12 protein-coding genes, 4 tRNA genes and 2 pseudogenes are annotated in these 14,939 nt (G+C 43.5%); 4 read left to right on the forward strand and 14 right to left on the reverse strand.

Annotation, left to right across the window (positions count from 1 at the left end):
- Nucleotides 1-94: 94 nt before the first annotated feature.
- The 4 genes from HMPREF9064_RS00465 to HMPREF9064_RS00450 form a co-directional block, all read right to left on the reverse strand.
- Nucleotides 95-170, reverse strand: a tRNA-Thr gene (locus HMPREF9064_RS00465).
- Nucleotides 171-173: 3 nt separating this feature from the next.
- Nucleotides 174-248 (reverse strand) — tRNA-Gly (locus HMPREF9064_RS00460).
- 37 nt (nucleotides 249-285) lie between these two features.
- Nucleotides 286-370, reverse strand: a tRNA-Tyr gene (locus HMPREF9064_RS00455).
- Nucleotides 371-399: 29 nt separating this feature from the next.
- Nucleotides 400-475, reverse strand: a tRNA-Thr gene (locus tag HMPREF9064_RS00450).
- A gap of 241 nt (nucleotides 476-716) precedes the next feature.
- On the opposite strand from HMPREF9064_RS00450, the gene coaA reads away from it, so the two are divergent.
- The gene (gene coaA, locus HMPREF9064_RS00445) at nucleotides 717-1,646 is read left to right on the forward strand and encodes a type I pantothenate kinase (protein ID WP_006719810.1); all 930 of its coding nucleotides are present in this window, start codon (nucleotides 717-719) and stop codon (nucleotides 1,644-1,646) included.
- 53 nt (nucleotides 1,647-1,699) lie between these two features.
- Here coaA and gyrB read toward each other — a convergent pair whose 3' ends face one another.
- The 3 genes from gyrB to cyaY form a co-directional block, all read right to left on the reverse strand.
- Nucleotides 1,700-4,120: a DNA topoisomerase (ATP-hydrolyzing) subunit B gene (gyrB, locus tag HMPREF9064_RS00440; RefSeq protein ID WP_006719812.1), complete on the reverse strand. Its 2,421-nt coding sequence runs from the start codon at nucleotides 4,118-4,120 to the stop codon at nucleotides 1,700-1,702.
- Between the two features lie 96 nt (nucleotides 4,121-4,216).
- Complete coding sequence (recQ, locus tag HMPREF9064_RS00435) at nucleotides 4,217-6,106, reverse strand: DNA helicase RecQ (RefSeq protein WP_006719813.1); 1,890 nt, start codon at nucleotides 6,104-6,106, stop codon at nucleotides 4,217-4,219.
- A complete protein-coding gene (gene cyaY, locus HMPREF9064_RS00430) occupies nucleotides 6,106-6,414 on the reverse strand; it encodes an iron donor protein CyaY (RefSeq protein WP_006719815.1) in 309 nt (102 codons plus the stop codon). Before cyaY ends, recQ begins: the two co-directional genes overlap by 1 nt.
- Before the next feature lie 121 nt (nucleotides 6,415-6,535).
- On the opposite strand from cyaY, the gene lptM reads away from it, so the two are divergent.
- Together lptM and lysA are read left to right on the forward strand one after the other, a co-directional pair.
- Complete coding sequence (gene lptM / locus HMPREF9064_RS10070; protein WP_006719816.1) at nucleotides 6,536-6,655, forward strand: LPS translocon maturation chaperone LptM; 120 nt, start codon at nucleotides 6,536-6,538, stop codon at nucleotides 6,653-6,655.
- A gap of 18 nt (nucleotides 6,656-6,673) precedes the next feature.
- Nucleotides 6,674-7,924 carry a diaminopimelate decarboxylase gene (gene lysA / locus HMPREF9064_RS00425; protein WP_006719818.1) on the forward strand — a complete coding sequence of 417 codons (1,251 nt, stop codon included), beginning with the start codon at nucleotides 6,674-6,676 and terminating at the stop codon, nucleotides 7,922-7,924.
- Nucleotides 7,925-7,995: 71 nt separating this feature from the next.
- On the opposite strand, the gene HMPREF9064_RS00420 is transcribed toward lysA, so the two are convergent.
- From HMPREF9064_RS00420 to HMPREF9064_RS00405, 4 genes are all read right to left on the reverse strand, one after another.
- Entirely contained in the window at nucleotides 7,996-8,385 is a 390-nt protein-coding gene (locus tag HMPREF9064_RS00420) for a RidA family protein (protein ID WP_006719820.1), read from the reverse strand.
- A 75-nt stretch (nucleotides 8,386-8,460) separates the two neighbouring features.
- Nucleotides 8,461-8,919, reverse strand: coding sequence for a recombination regulator RecX (gene recX, locus HMPREF9064_RS00415; protein WP_006719822.1), 459 nt, complete (start codon nucleotides 8,917-8,919; stop codon nucleotides 8,461-8,463).
- Nucleotides 8,920-9,000: 81 nt separating this feature from the next.
- Nucleotides 9,001-10,053, reverse strand: coding sequence for a recombinase RecA (recA, locus tag HMPREF9064_RS00410; RefSeq protein WP_006719824.1), 1,053 nt, complete (start codon nucleotides 10,051-10,053; stop codon nucleotides 9,001-9,003).
- A 130-nt stretch (nucleotides 10,054-10,183) separates the two neighbouring features.
- Nucleotides 10,184-12,109, reverse strand: coding sequence for an ABC transporter ATP-binding protein (locus HMPREF9064_RS00405; RefSeq protein ID WP_006719826.1), 1,926 nt, complete (start codon nucleotides 12,107-12,109; stop codon nucleotides 10,184-10,186).
- Between the two features lie 78 nt (nucleotides 12,110-12,187).
- Between HMPREF9064_RS00405 and HMPREF9064_RS00400 the strand changes: the two genes are divergently transcribed.
- Complete coding sequence (locus tag HMPREF9064_RS00400; RefSeq protein ID WP_006719828.1) at nucleotides 12,188-12,805, forward strand: MarC family protein; 618 nt, start codon at nucleotides 12,188-12,190, stop codon at nucleotides 12,803-12,805.
- A gap of 51 nt (nucleotides 12,806-12,856) precedes the next feature.
- Here HMPREF9064_RS00400 and HMPREF9064_RS09660 read toward each other — a convergent pair.
- The 3 genes and pseudogenes from HMPREF9064_RS09660 to HMPREF9064_RS00390 form a co-directional block, all read right to left on the reverse strand.
- Nucleotides 12,857-13,270: pseudogene (locus tag HMPREF9064_RS09660) on the reverse strand (transposase); the annotation flags it as partial.
- Nucleotides 13,271-13,498: 228 nt separating this feature from the next.
- Nucleotides 13,499-13,869: pseudogene (locus tag HMPREF9064_RS09665) on the reverse strand (transposase).
- An 87-nt stretch (nucleotides 13,870-13,956) separates the two neighbouring features.
- On the reverse strand, nucleotides 13,957-14,844 hold the full coding sequence (locus HMPREF9064_RS00390; RefSeq protein ID WP_032998220.1) for a DUF4189 domain-containing protein: 888 nt from the start codon (nucleotides 14,842-14,844) through the stop codon (nucleotides 13,957-13,959).
- Between the last annotated feature and the right edge of the window lie 95 nt (nucleotides 14,845-14,939).

Consider the following 14,939-nt stretch of genomic DNA (forward strand, 5'->3'; position numbering starts at 1 on the left):
TTGAGAGTCCCTCTAAACAAACACGGTTATCGATGGTTCAATTTACCAGACTAACCAAAGTATTAAAATTTGTAATGGAGAGATTATTAAGAAGTGGTGCTGATAGGCAGATTCGAACTGCCGACCTCACCCTTACCAAGGGTGCGCTCTACCAACTGAGCTATATCAGCGCTTGGAGCGGGCAGCGGGAATCGAACCCGCGTCATTAGCTTGGAAGGCTAAGGTAATAGCCATTATACGATGCCCGCCGTTCTTAATTCATCTGTCCCATCGGTCGCTTAGAAATGGTGGAGGGAGAAGGATTCGAACCTTCGAAGGCTGAGCCGGCAGATTTACAGTCTGCTCCCTTTGGCCGCTCGGGAATCCCTCCACTCTAAGTTGGAACTTGAATACGAGAAATGGTGCCGACTATCGGAATCGAACTGATGACCTACTGATTACAAGTCAGTTGCTCTACCTACTGAGCTAAGTCGGCGTCGTAAACAAGTGAGGCGTATTATAGGGATTTTTTTATGCCTGACAAGTTTTTTTTTAGTAAATAAAGTTTTTTTTGGTTATTCGTTTAATTATCAAGCAAAAACCCTCTAACGTCGGTGAATTTAGCTGATTATGCAAAAATTTTACTGCTCAATCTCTTATTTATAAGGTATATTTTGCAACCTATCATTGGCTAAAAAAGAGTAATTCAGCACGTGGACTTTTCGGTTTCTCCTTCTATGTCGGAACAACTTACGCCATTTTTATCATTTGATCGGCAACGTTGGGCGGAATTGCGTAAATCAGTACCGTTAACATTAACCGAACAGGATCTCAAACCTCTGCTTGGAATAAATGAAGAGCTTTCCATTGACGAAGTTCGTACTATCTATTTACCGTTAGTCCGTTTGATTAACTACTATATAGATGAAAATATTCGTCGCCAAAATGTGTTGCGCCGTTTTCTTGGAGAGAAAAGCACAAACGTGCCCTACATTATTAGTATTGCTGGCAGTGTAGCAGTAGGAAAAAGTACTTCTGCCCGGATTCTGCAATCGCTCTTAAGCCATTGGCCAAAACAACGTAAAGTCGATTTGATTACGACAGATGGCTTCCTACACCCGTTAGCATATCTTCAGGAACACAATTTATTGCATAAAAAAGGCTTTCCAATTTCTTACAATACGCCACAACTGATTCGTTTTTTAGCAGATATAAAATCCGGTAAGCCAAATGTTACTGCGCCAATTTATTCTCATCTAACCTATGACATTATTCCTGATCAATTTAATGTCATCGATCAACCTGACATTCTAATTTTAGAAGGGTTAAACGTCTTACAACCTAACAGAAATCAAGCCAATGAGCTGTTTGTTTCTGATTTTGTCGATTTCTCTATTTATGTTGATGCGGAAGAAGACTTATTAAAAGAATGGTATATTCACCGCTTTCTGAAATTCCGCCAAAGTGCTTTTACCGATCCGAACTCATATTTCAAACATTATGCCAATCTCTCTGAACAAGAAGCAGTTACCACGGCGGGAAAAATTTGGGATGAAATTAACGGATTGAACCTGAAAGAAAATATTCTACCTACGCGAGAACGTGCCGATTTAATTCTAAAGAAAGGCGCAAACCATGAAGTCGAATTGGTCACCTTAAGAAAATAACAAAAAAGCACCGCACTTTTTATTCAAAGTGCGGTGCTTTTTTTAAGTGAATGTTAAATATCCAGATTTGCTCTTAATGCGTTACTTTCAATGAATTCGCGACGAGGCTCTACTTCATCCCCCATTAAGGTGGTGAATAACTGATCTGCAGCCACCGCATCTTTGATAGACACTTTCAACATACGGCGAGTGTTTGGATCCATTGTTGTTTCCCAAAGCTGTTCCGGGTTCATTTCACCTAACCCTTTATAGCGTTGAATCATCAAACCACGGCGAGATTCTTTCATTAACCATTCAATCGCTTGCTCAAAAGAAGTTACTGCAACTTTACGTTCACCACGCATAACATAAGCATTTTCTTCTAATAAGCCGACCAATTTTTCACCCAATGCAATTAAACGCGCATATTCATTACCGGTTACAAACTGGAAGTTTAAGAAATAATCCGTATCAATCCCGTGCGTTCTTACCGTTAATACCACTTCATACAAGTTTCGTTCAGCATTGAATTGCAAACGATAGCTATAATGTCTGCCGTCAGTTTCTTTTCCATTTAAAGAAGCAACCAAAGAATCAGCCCAAGAATTGACCGCACTTTCCTGTTGCATTAACGCTGTGGTCAACGCCGGTTGATAAATCAATTCTTTCAACACGCTTTCCGGATAATAACGACTCAAGCGGGTCGTCATTTTTTGTACTGCAAGATATTCGGAAGCGAGATTTTGTAACGCCACACCCTGCATACCCGGCGCATTCTCATTCACATAAAGCGCCGCATTTTCCAATGCAATCGCCAATTCAAATTCCGCCATGGCTTCATCGTCTTTAATGTATTGCTCTTGTTTGCCTTTTTTCACTTTATAAAGCGGTGGTTGGGCAATATACACATAACCGCGTTCAATCAGTTCCGGCATTTGACGATAGAAGAAGGTCAATAACAACGTACGAATGTGCGAGCCGTCTACGTCCGCATCGGTCATGATAATAATGCTGTGATAACGCAATTTATCCGGGTTATATTCGTCACGACCGATACCGCAACCTAGCGCCGTAATCAATGTCCCCACTTCCGCAGAAGATAACATTTTGTCAAAGCGGGCTTTTTCCACATTCAGGATTTTCCCTTTTAACGGCAAAATTGCTTGGTTTTTACGATTACGCCCTTGTTTTGCCGAACCGCCCGCAGAGTCACCCTCTACGATATAAAGTTCGGATAATGCCGGATCACGCTCCTGACAATCCGCTAATTTACCCGGCAAGCCACCCAAGTCTAGTGCGCCTTTACGACGAGTCATTTCGCGCGCTTTACGTGCCGCTTCACGGGCACGTGCCGCATCAATAATTTTGGTCACGATGATTTTTACATCGTTTGGATTTTCCAACAAATAGGTTTGCAAATACTCGTTCATCAAAGATTCCACCGAACTTTTTACTTCGGAGGAAACCAATTTGTCTTTGGTTTGAGAAGAGAATTTCGGATCCGGTACTTTCACGGAAATCACAGCTACCAAGCCTTCACGAGCATCATCACCGGAAGTCGCCACTTTGGATTTCTTGGTGTAGCCTTCGTTTTCCATGTAGTTATTCAACGTACGGGTCATCGCCCCGCGGAAACCTGCCAAGTGCGTACCACCATCGCGTTGTGGAATGTTGTTGGTAAAGCAGTAAATGTTTTCTGCATAACCATCGTTCCATTGCAACGCAATTTCCACGCCAATGCCGTCTTTTTCTGCAGAGAAATAGAACGGTTTCGGGTGGATTGGCGTTTTACCACGATTGATATATTCCACGAACGCTTGAATACCACCTTCGTAGTGGAAATGGTCTTGTTTGTCGGTACGTTCGTCAATTAAACGAATAGAAACGCCGGAGTTTAAGAAAGATAACTCTCTTAAACGCTTGGCTAAAATATCGTATTCAAATTCAATATTAGTGAAGATAGTCGGGCTTGGCCAGAAACGCACGGTGGTACCGGTTTGGGTGGTTTCGCCGATAACGGCTAGAGGTGCTTGTGGATCGCCGAGGCTGTAAAATTGCTCATGCACCTTGCCTTGACGGCGAATGGTGAGCTGTAACTTGTCGGACAACGCGTTTACCACGGATACCCCCACACCGTGCAAACCGCCGGAGACTTTATAGGAGTTATCGTCAAATTTACCGCCCGCATGCAAAACCGTCATGATCACTTCTGCGGCAGAAACACCTTCTTCCGGGTGAATATCTACCGGAATACCGCGCCCGTCATCCTGTACGGAAACAGAATTATCGGAATGAATAGTCACCACGATGTCATCACAATACCCAGCCAAGGCTTCGTCAATAGCGTTATCCACGACCTCGAAAACCATATGGTGTAAACCTGTTCCATCGTCTGTGTCACCGATATACATACCGGGACGTTTACGCACCGCATCAAGCCCTTTCAGCACTTTAATACTGTTTGCACCATAAGTTTCTGGAGTAGTTGTTGACATAATTCTTCTCTGTGTAATTCGTAAAAAATTGGGCGGGATTATAGCAAAATTTTGCGCAATTAGCTAAACATAACTGCACTTAAACGGTACTTAGACTTATTCGGTTGCGCGGGCATTTTTATGTTCGCGGATTAAAGACAGAAACGCTTGTCCGAAACGCTCCAATTTAATCGTACCGACACCGTTAATTTGCAACATTTCAATATTGCTGACCGGTTGGTATTGCGCCATTTCTTGCAAAGTCGCATCGTTAAACACGATATATGGCGGAATATTTTCCTTATCGGCAATTTGCTTACGCAGGAAGCGCAAACGTGCAAATAAATCTTTGTCGTAAGAACCGACCGCACTTTTGTGCATCATGGCCGTAGTGACGATAGACGATAGACGTGGCGTTGCCAATTCCAACGGCATCTCTCCCCGCAAAATCGGCTTGGCGTTTTCTGTGAGCTGTAACGTATTGCCATATTCACCGATCATTTGACGCACCAAGCCCAAATGAATGAGTTGACGCAACACGGACTGCCAGTATTCCGTGCTGTGTTCTTTGCCGATGCCATACACACTCAGTTGGTCGTGCTGCTGGTCACGAATTTTCTGGTTATTCATGCCACGCAAGACGGCAATGACATAATGGGCGCCATAAGATTGACCGGTGCGATAAATTGCCGACATGATTTTTTGCGCGTCCAACAACCCATCGTATTTTTTCGGCGGATCAAGACAAATATCGCAATTTTGACAGGCGGTTTGACGATGTTCGCCAAAATAATTCAATAAGACCAAACGGCGACAGGTTTGGCTCTCGGCAAATTCACCGATGGCTTGCAATTTATGCTGTTCGATTTGGCGTTGTGGCGTTTCCGGCTTTTCCATGAGCATTTTGTTCAACCACACATAATCCGCCGGATCGTAAAACAACACCGCCTCAGCCGGCAAATCGTCACGCCCTGCACGGCCGGTTTCTTGATAGTAGGATTCAATGCTACGCGGCAAATCAAAATGTGCCACAAAGCGCACGTTGGATTTATTAATCCCCATACCGAAGGCGATCGTCGCCACCACCACTTGAATGTTATCCCGCTGAAAATCCCGTTGTACCTTTTCCCGCAAGCTATTTTCCATGCCAGCATGATACGCTGCCGCCCGCACGCCTTTGTTACACAACGTTTCCGCAATGCGCTCCACTTTGTTGCGGCTGTTGCAATAAACAATGCCACTTTTTCCTTTTTGTGCCACAACGAAACGACACAGCTGCTCCATCGGCTTAAATTTTTCTACCAAGGTGTAACGAATATTCGGACGATCGAAACTGCCCACATGAAAGTGCGGTCGATTTAGCCGGAGATTTTGCAGAATATCTTGTTGCGTTGTGGGATCTGCCGTGGCTGTCAAAGCCATAATCGGCACATTCGGGAAACTGCCTTTTAAGCCACCGAGTTGGGTATATTCAGGGCGAAAATCGTGTCCCCATTGGGAAATGCAGTGCGCCTCATCAATGGCGATAAAGCTCACCTGACATAAGGAAATAAATTGGAAAAAACTGTTGGTCATGACTTTTTCCGGGGACAAATACAACAATTTTAACTGCCCGGAAATCGCCCTATTTTGCACCTGTTGTTGCTCTTCAAAGGTTTGCGAGGAGTTTAAATAATCCGCTTCTACGCCACTGGCGCGTAGCTGATCCACTTGGTCTTTCATTAGTGAAATCAATGGCGACACCACCAAAGTCATCCCGTCAAAACACAACGCAGGAATTTGATAGCACAAGGATTTTCCCGTACCCGTCGCCATAATGACCAAGCAGTCTTGCCCATTTAGCGCCGCCTGGATAATTTCCTCTTGCCCTTTGCGAAACGCTTGATAGCCGAACACCGAATGCAACACATTCTTTGCCGTCGCATAAAGTGCGGTGGATTTTGCCGACGATTTATCGAGAAAATCCACCGCACTTTTCATGGGTTCGGATGAGGTCAGGTGATTCATTAACCGAGCTGCACCTGCTCACCATGTTTAGCAAGCGCTTCGGTTAGAGCTTGCCAGAAGTCTAAGCCGTCGTTGCTGACCCAACGTCCATTTTTATAGGCAAAATGGAAACCGCCATTGTGGCTCGCCAACCATAATTCTAACAACGGTTCTTGTTTGTTGATCACAATTTGGCTGCGATCACCAAGCGTAATCGTGAACACGGAACCTTGGCGTTCACAATCGGCATCACAATCTTGCGCTTCCAGTTGCTCTTCAATTTCATCCCAAATTTGCTCGATTTTCTGATGAAACTCAACGATATTCATAAAATCACTCCAATAAATGACAGTAGGGCGGAAATTATAAAGATTTTCTGTGCGTTGTGATAGCACAAAGCCGGATTTAGTGGTAAAAAGAACAGTCAAATTTGAGCACAAGGAACAACCAATGAAAAAACTGATTTCCGTATTTTTACTCGTGACATTGTGTGCGCTAAGTACCGGCTGTGGCGTTAAAGGTCCATTATATTTTCCTGAACAAGACAGCGCTCAGAAAACAACCAAATAACTTTTTATAGGCGACCTTATGGACTTTTTCCAATATAAAAATAATCAACTCATGGCAGAAAATTTGCCGGTCAAACAATTGGCCGAACAATTTGGTACGCCGTTGTATGTTTACTCCCGCGCCACCCTTGAACGCCATTGGCACGCGTTTAATAACGCGTTTGGCGAGCATCCGCATTTGGTGTGTTTTGCCGTAAAATCGAACCCGAATATTGCGATTTTAAACATAATGGCGAAATTAGGTTCAGGCTTTGACATTGTGTCCCAAGGGGAATTGGAGCGCGTCCTTGCCGCCGGCGGTGACGCGGCTAAAGTGGTCTTTTCCGGCGTTGCAAAATCCCGCCAAGAAATCGCCCGCGCCTTAGAAGTCAATATTCGTTGTTTCAACGTGGAGTCGGAAGCAGAATTATTGCGCATTAACCAAATCGCCGGTGAAATGGGCAAAATTGCCCCGATTTCATTGCGCGTAAATCCGGATGTGGACGCCCACACGCACCCTTACATTTCCACAGGGTTAAAAGAAAATAAATTCGGCGTGAGCGTAGAACAAGCTCGAGAAGTCTATAAATTAGCCGCCACCTTACCGAATATTAAAATCGTCGGCATGGATTGCCACATCGGCTCACAACTCACGGAATTACAACCCTTTTTAGATGCGGTAGATCGCTTAATTGTGCTCATGGAACAATTAAATCAAGATGGTATTCATTTAAAACACTTAGACTTAGGCGGCGGCTTAGGCGTGACTTACACGGACGAAACACCGCCACATCCGACAGAATATGCCAAAGCGTTGTGGGAAAAATTGAGTGCCTTTAGCGAACTGGAAATCATCGTCGAACCCGGACGCGCCATTACTGCAAACGCTGGGATTTTGGTAACCAAAGTAGAGTATTTAAAATCCAACGAAAGTCGCAATTTTGCCATTGCGGATGCGGGTATGAACGACATGATTCGCCCGGCACTTTATCAAGCCTACATGAACATTCTCGAAATCGACCGTACTTTAGCGCGTGAAGAAAAAATCTATGATGTGGTCGGCCCAATTTGCGAAACCTCCGATTTTCTCGGCAAACAACGCAAACTTGCCATTGCGGAAGGGGATTATTTAGCCCAACGATCTGCCGGTGCCTATGGCGCAAGCATGTCTTCCAACTATAACTCTCGCCCAAGAACAGCGGAAGTGATGGTGGATGGAGATAAAGCGTATCTTATTCGTCGCCGCGAGGCTTTAAACGAATTGTGGCAATTAGAAAGCTTATTGCCGTAACGCAAGGTGAAACATAAAAAATCCCGCAAACTCACTTGCGGGATTTTTTATAAACACATCGGTGAACAAAACTACGCTCTTACCGCAATGGCCTCAATTTCTAAGCCAACATCTTTCGGCAGGCGGGCCACTTCCACACAAGAACGTGCAGGGAAACTCAGATGATGATTTTCTTTGAAGAAACGCTCATATTCGCCATTGACTGCGGCAAAATCATTTAAATCTTTCACGAATACCGTTGTTTTCACAATATCAGCAACAGTGAGTCCGGCTTGTTCAATGATCGCTTTCACATTTTCCAAAGACTGACGAGCTTGTGCCACAATGTCTTTCGGCACTTCACCGGTTGCCGGATTGACCGGAATTTGTCCGGACGTCAGCACTAAATTGCCTAAATCAACGGCTTGTACATAAGGCCCAATCGCGGCTGGCGCCTTCTCTGTATGAACTACTTTCGTCATTTTTTCTCCTAACTGATGATTTTGTGGAACGCTATTCTACGTTGAAATCGATAACATGTCAGTTACCATACAACACTAATCAAACTCGCTCGGGTCAGAACCCACATAATCCGCAAAATCCTCTTGATGAAACCCATGTGACAGCATGTATTGCCAAATTTTTTGGCGCATTTTCGGCGGTTGCTTTTCCTTATAATCAGGAAACTTTTTGCGTAACACATTTAACGCCAATGCCGACCAATCAATATCGCATTCACGGACAACCGCTTCAATGGTTGCGCTTTCAATCCCTTTTAATTGACGCAATTCTTGTTTGATTCGATTGATGCCATAGCCTCGTTGAGAACGACTGTTCAAATAACTTTCAGTAAAACGCTGATCACTTTGCCAATTTTTTTGCTGGCAATAGGCAATGGCTTGGTCAATTTCTTCCTCGGAAAAGGCTTTTTCCTGCATTTTGCAACGCAGTTCAAATTCGCTGTATTCACGGTGAGAAAGTAAATTCATCACATAATTAAGGGCAAGGGAGGACATATTGTGTCACTTGTTATTATGGTTAAAAACAGATAGAAAAAGTGCGGTCATTTTTAACCGCACTTTTAGACATCACCCATCTTATTCGAAGTCAGCTTCACCGGCTTCGTCTTCAACATCGGCGGTAATGGCTGTTTCCGGATGCGCTAACAATTCATCACGCAAGGTGCTTTCAATTAATTTCGCTTGCTCCGGATTCTCTTTTAACCATTTCATTGCATTGGTTTTACCTTGACCGATTTTCTCGTTTTCATAGGCATACCATGCACCGGCTTTGCTGATGAGCTTGTGTTTTACGCCAAGATCAATCAATTCGCTTTCTTTAGAAATGCCTTCACCGTACAGAATTTGGAAATCCACTTGACGGAATGGCGGTGCCACTTTGTTTTTCACCACTTTCACGCGGGTTTCGTTACCAATCACTTCATCGCCTTCTTTGATTGACCCGACACGACGAATATCTAAACGCACAGAGGCATAGAATTTAAGCGCATTACCACCGGTAGTGGTTTCCGGGTTACCAAACATCACACCGATCTTCATACGGATTTGGTTTATGAAAATCACTAAACAGTTGGCATTTTTAATTTGTCCGGTTAATTTACGCAACGCTTGAGACATAAGACGCGCTTGCAAGCCCACATGAGAATCGCCCATGTCGCCTTCAATTTCCGCTTTCGGCGTTAAGGCTGCAACGGAGTCAACAATAATCACATCCACCGCGCCGGAACGTACTAAGGCATCACAGATTTCTAACGCTTGCTCACCGTTGTCCGGTTGAGAAACCAACAACTCTTTCACATCCACGCCCAGTTTAGAGGCATAAATTGGGTCTAAGGCATGTTCTGCATCGATAAAGGCACAGGTTTTACCCGCTTTTTGCGCTTCGGCGATAACAGAAAGCGTCAAGGTGGTTTTACCGGAAGATTCCGGGCCAAAAATTTCAACGATACGTCCCATTGGCAAACCGCCGATCCCTAACGCTAAGTCAAGACCAAAGGAACCGGTGGAAATCGCTTCAATATCCAATTTTTGGCTATCGCCTAATTTCATGATAGCGCCTTTACCAAATTGTTTTTCGATTTGACCTAACGCGGCTTCGAGCGCTTTTTGTTTTTCTTCTTGAGTTGCCATTTTTTACCTCGGGAAAATCATTATCAAAATTCGCGCTTATAATAACTGTATCAATATACAGTATCAAGTGAAATTTTGATCTTTTTAAAATTTATGTGATGTCGCTTCCAAAACAAGATTATTTTGCCGTTTATTCTGCTTGAGACATGATGTCTTCTATGCTTTCTTGGAGTGCCAACCAGTCAACTTCTACCTCTTCTAGCTGCTTTTTCACCTGCACCTGCTCGGCTAAAAGTGCGGTTAATTTTGCTTTCATTTCTGCGTCGTACAAACTCGGATCCGCCAAATCTGTTTCAATCTGCTGTAACTTAGCCCCCAATTTTTCCATTTGATTTTCCAGCTGCGTTGCTTGTTTACGTAATGGCGCAAGTTGTTGGCGAAGTTCCGCTTCTTTACGTTTTTGCTCTTTACGGTTGGCAGCAGAATTTTCATTTTCACTGGGCTCATTTTGTGCTTTTATCGCCGTTGGCTGCGCGTTTTGCTCGTTTAGCCACTTCTGATAATCTGCCAAATCCCCTTTAAATTCTTCCACTTGCTTGTCATGCACCAAATAGAATTCATCCACGGTATTCCGCAACAAATGGCGATCGTGCGATACCAACACCAAAGAACCTTGATAATCCACCAACGCTTCGGTCAACGCCTGACGCATATCTAAATCCAGGTGGTTAGTCGGTTCATCCAGCAACAGTAAGTTCGGGCGTTGCCACACAATAAGCGCCAACACCAAACGCGCTTTTTCACCACCGGAAAAAGACGCCACCGGCTGATTCACTTTGTCGCCGTGAAAAGCAAAGCCACCTAAATAATCGCGCAGTTGTTGTTCTGTTTGTTGAGGCGCAATTTTTTGTAAATGCCACAAGGCGCTTTCATCCGCGCGTAACGTATCCAATTGATGTTGTGCGAAATAGCCTAACTGCACGCCTTTCGCCAATTGAATCGTGCCACCGGTCGGTGCGATTTCACCCGCCAATAATTTAATTAAGGTGGATTTCCCTGCACCATTTTTACCGAGCAGCCCGATACGTGAACCGGGCACCAAATTCAGTTTAATTTTACTTAAAATTTCCACCGCACTTTCACCCGAACCATAACCGGCAGAAGCGTTTTCCATCATTAATAAAGGACTTGGCAGGGAAAGCGGTTCACGAAATTCAAAATGAAACGGATTATCCACATACGCCGGTGCAATTTTTTCCATGCGTTCCAATGCCTTAATACGGCTTTGCGCCTGTTTAGCCTTGGTGGCTTTGGCTTTGAAACGGTCAATATAACGCTGTAAGTGATCAATTTTCAGTTGTTGCTGGCGATACATGGCATTTTGTTGTGCTAATTTCGTTGCCCGTTGCAATTCAAAGGAAGAATAATCGCCCGTGTATTCATTGAGTTTTTGTTGTTCAATATGCAAAATCTTGCCGACAATCGGATCTAAAAAGTCGCGATCGTGCGAGATCAAAATCAATGTTCCCGGATATTGTTTTAACCAACGCTCCAACCAAATCACCGCGTCCAAATCCAAGTGGTTGGTGGGTTCGTCAAGCAATAATAAATCAGATCGACAAATCAAGGCTTGGGCCAAATTCAACCGCATCCGCCAACCACCGGAAAATGCCTTCACCGGCTGTTCCAATTCCGCCTGAGAAAAGCCCAAACCGTGCAACAATTCGCCGGCGCGTGCTTCAATCGTCCAAGCATCAATGGCATCAAGTTGATTATGCAACGTGGCAATCGCATTACCGTCGTTGTCCGCGTTCGCTTGTTGCAACGCCCGTTGCAGACGGCTGTATTCACGGTCGCCCTGAATCACATAATCAATGGCGCGGCAATCCAGTGCGGGCGTTTCTTGATTCACCCACGCCAACGCCCAGGTTGACGGGAAAGACACCTCGCCACCTTCGGCGCTCATTTCATTTTTAAGCAACGCAAATAAGGAGGATTTGCCACAACCGTTTTTGCCGACTAAGCCAACTTTTTGTCCAGGATTAATGGTAGCGTTCGCGTTTTCGAGGAGCGTAGTCAAGCCCCGTTTTAGGGTTAAATTTGTGAAAAAAAGCATTGGTTTATAATGAATTTAATATAAGATATTGATTTGTAAAAAGACGCGTTATTTTCCACTTTTTTCTCGGAGTTGCCAATGTTTGATTCTCTCGTCGTTCAATTCGTGGTGCTGTGGGCGGTCATCGATCCGATCGGTTCTATTCCCGTTTATTTAACCAAAACAGTGGGCCTTTCAGTGGAAGATCGCCGCAAAATCGCCTTAAAAGCAGTCATGATTTCCGCCGGTATTTTAATTTTCTTCCTCATCGCCGGACAAGCCTTGTTAGAAGCTATGCAAATTCCCCTCACCGCCTTCCAAATTGCCGGTGGTTTGGTGTTATTGCTGTTCGCTTTGACTATGATTTTCGGCGAAGGCAAACCGGAACAAGAAATCAGACTCTCATCCAATCTGAACGAACTGGCGGTCTATCCGTTAGCCGTGCCGTCTATTGCCTCACCCGGCGCCATGATGGCCATTGTATTACTCACAGACAACCATCGTTTCAGCCTGTTCGATCAAACCATGACAACGTTAATCATGCTTTCTGTGTTGTTGATTACCTATCTTTTATTCCTCGCCGCCAACCGTATTCAACGCTGGATTGGTAACACCGGCGCAGCAGTGATTAGTCGAGTCATGGGATTAATTTTAGCCGCCGTTGCCATTAATAATATGTTGGTAGGGATTCGCGATTTCTTTACGCAAATGAGTTAATCGATTTATTTTCTACAAAGTGATTTGCCCCCAAAAAGTTGGACAGGTTAGTTAACTTAAATATTGAGCTCGGTATTGCACTGGGCTTAATCCTTTTAAATCAAGTTTAATTCGTTCTTGATTGTAATACACCAAATATTCTTCAATTTCAGCCTGTAATTCAGCGATTGAATGATAGCTCCGTGAATAAAAACACTCTGATTTTAGTATCGCAAAAAAACTTTTAATCACCGCATTGTCGTAGCGATTTCCTCGGCGGCTCATACTTTGAACCGCTTTACCTTCCAACATCTTTACCCATTCCGCCGAGCCATACAATACGCCTTGGTCGCTATGAATAATCGGGCATTCTGTCGGTTTAAGCCGACTAAGCCCTTGTTCTAGCATACCTTTCACCAATGAAAACTTCGGGCATGTTGCAAAGTTATAGGCAATAATTTCTCGGTTAGCCAAGTCCATCAACGGTGAAAAATAAAGCTTTTCTTGCCCAACATGAAATTCCGTTACATCCGTTACCCATTTGGCGTAATTTAAATGTCACGGGGCGATAACCATCTCGTTTTCTGTTCTTTTTGTACAGCGATAAGATAGTCTCTTTTACCTCGTGATAATTTCGCTTAATCTCTTTATAGTAAAAGCTTGAACGAGGCATTTTAGCCACATAAAGTAAATCATTTAATGCGTGGTCCGGCTTCAATCTTTCAATGATTTTTCTTTTTTCTGTCGTTGTTTTTGACGGTCGAGCTTCTCCAACTCCTTTAGGTAAGCAATCTCCGCACGAGCCAAGGCGAGCTCTCGTTGTAACTTTTTAAACGCTTTAGGTGAAAAGTCTGTAGTTTCCGGGATTTCAATGTCTTTCTTTTTCATCTTTGGCTTCGCTATTTTCGGTGTTTGAAGGGTTGTATGAGGTGATTGCCATCAAGCCCTCTTTCCCGAAACGCTTTTAGCCAATAGATGACGGCAGAATGGGGAATGTTATGAAGTTTAGCCACCTCACGGATACCATAATCCTGTTCGGTGACGAGTTTGATAATTTTCAAACGAAATTGATAAGGGTAGGACATAATCTGCACCTCAAATTAGGTGTCCAGGTTTTGGGGTGCAGATCAAAAGTGCGGTCAGATTTGACCGCACTTTGAAAATATTATTTACTATTTAAGTACATTACCATCTAATGCTACGTTAAATGCTTTTCCGCCTTTAATGCCTGGTATGATGACTTGAGGACTATCAAAGTTACAAGTTTTATCTCTAAGCATATCACACGGTAGGGCGCAAAGCGAAGGGGCTGGGCTAGGCTTACAAGATGAGCCCCCTTTCGCTTGGCAATTTTCAACCGCCATTTCTTTAGCGTGCTCAGGAATAATACTATTTCCGAAGTAATCTCTCATACCTCTACTATCTCGACCACTAGCTAACCCTAAACACATATTACTTATACCAATCACTAATTGGCAGTCTTTGCCACCATACTCTTGACATTGTTTTAGTGAATCTTGTTTGGCTTGCTCAAGAGTACTATAAGCTGCATCAGAAGCCCACATCATTTGATTTATTTCTGGAGTGCGAACAATTGCAGCCCATAATCTAGGTTTAATTTTGCGTTTTTTTAGTTCTTCTGGTGTAGCAATTTTTACTGCTTCTTGATACTCACCACAACCAAATTCTTTTTCAATGTCTCCAAACCCTGTGGCATCTCTAATAGATGTGATTTTATGGCTTGCATCCGTAAATACATAAGTCCATGTATGACCACCAGTATATACTTTTTCTGTTGTTAGAAAGATTGTTCTAGAGTTTCTGCCAACTTCATAGGTTTGTAAATCATAAAGAGCAAGTCGATAAGCGTGAATATAACTTCTTTCATTGTCTTTAAAGCATTGATAAGATTCATCTGGCAAACGTTTTCGAGCAAAAAACTCATAGTCTTCTTTACCATGCCAGTATAAAGTGTCTAATGGGTTATACATTGTTGAGCAACTTGTTAAAAAGAGTGTGAACGCAACTAGACAAACTAGCTTAATCTTATGAGATAACATGAGATATATTTCCTTATTAAAAGATAAAGATACGTGATAATAATATAGTAATTTGCTCAGGTTATCAGATTTTATTGTAAGTATAAAGCGAGGAC

The sequence above is a fragment of the Aggregatibacter segnis ATCC 33393 genome, from assembly GCF_000185305.1.
Taxonomy (GTDB): domain Bacteria; phylum Pseudomonadota; class Gammaproteobacteria; order Enterobacterales; family Pasteurellaceae; genus Aggregatibacter; species Aggregatibacter segnis.

Bases quoted from the DNA above. Each gene is read 5' to 3' on its own strand.
- lptM (WP_006719816.1), top strand. From the start codon at position 6,536: ATGAAAAAACTGATTTCCGTATTTTTACTCGTGACATTGTGTGCGCTA.
- HMPREF9064_RS00400 (WP_006719828.1), top strand. From the start codon at position 12,188: ATGTTTGATTCTCTCGTCGTTCAATTCGTGGTGCTGTGGGCGGTCATC.
- recA (WP_006719824.1), bottom strand. From the start codon at position 10,053: ATGGCAACTCAAGAAGAAAAACAAAAAGCGCTCGAAGCCGCGTTAGGT.
- HMPREF9064_RS00390 (WP_032998220.1), bottom strand. From the start codon at position 14,844: ATGTTATCTCATAAGATTAAGCTAGTTTGTCTAGTTGCGTTCACACTC.
- gyrB (WP_006719812.1), bottom strand. From the start codon at position 4,120: ATGTCAACAACTACTCCAGAAACTTATGGTGCAAACAGTATTAAAGTG.
- recX (WP_006719822.1), bottom strand. From the start codon at position 8,919: ATGTCCTCCCTTGCCCTTAATTATGTGATGAATTTACTTTCTCACCGT.
- recQ (WP_006719813.1), bottom strand. From the start codon at position 6,106: ATGAATCACCTGACCTCATCCGAACCCATGAAAAGTGCGGTGGATTTT.
- HMPREF9064_RS00405 (WP_006719826.1), bottom strand. From the start codon at position 12,109: ATGCTTTTTTTCACAAATTTAACCCTAAAACGGGGCTTGACTACGCTC.
- coaA (WP_006719810.1), top strand. From the start codon at position 717: ATGTCGGAACAACTTACGCCATTTTTATCATTTGATCGGCAACGTTGG.
- HMPREF9064_RS00420 (WP_006719820.1), bottom strand. From the start codon at position 8,385: ATGACGAAAGTAGTTCATACAGAGAAGGCGCCAGCCGCGATTGGGCCT.
- lysA (WP_006719818.1), top strand. From the start codon at position 6,674: ATGGACTTTTTCCAATATAAAAATAATCAACTCATGGCAGAAAATTTG.
- cyaY (WP_006719815.1), bottom strand. From the start codon at position 6,414: ATGAATATCGTTGAGTTTCATCAGAAAATCGAGCAAATTTGGGATGAA.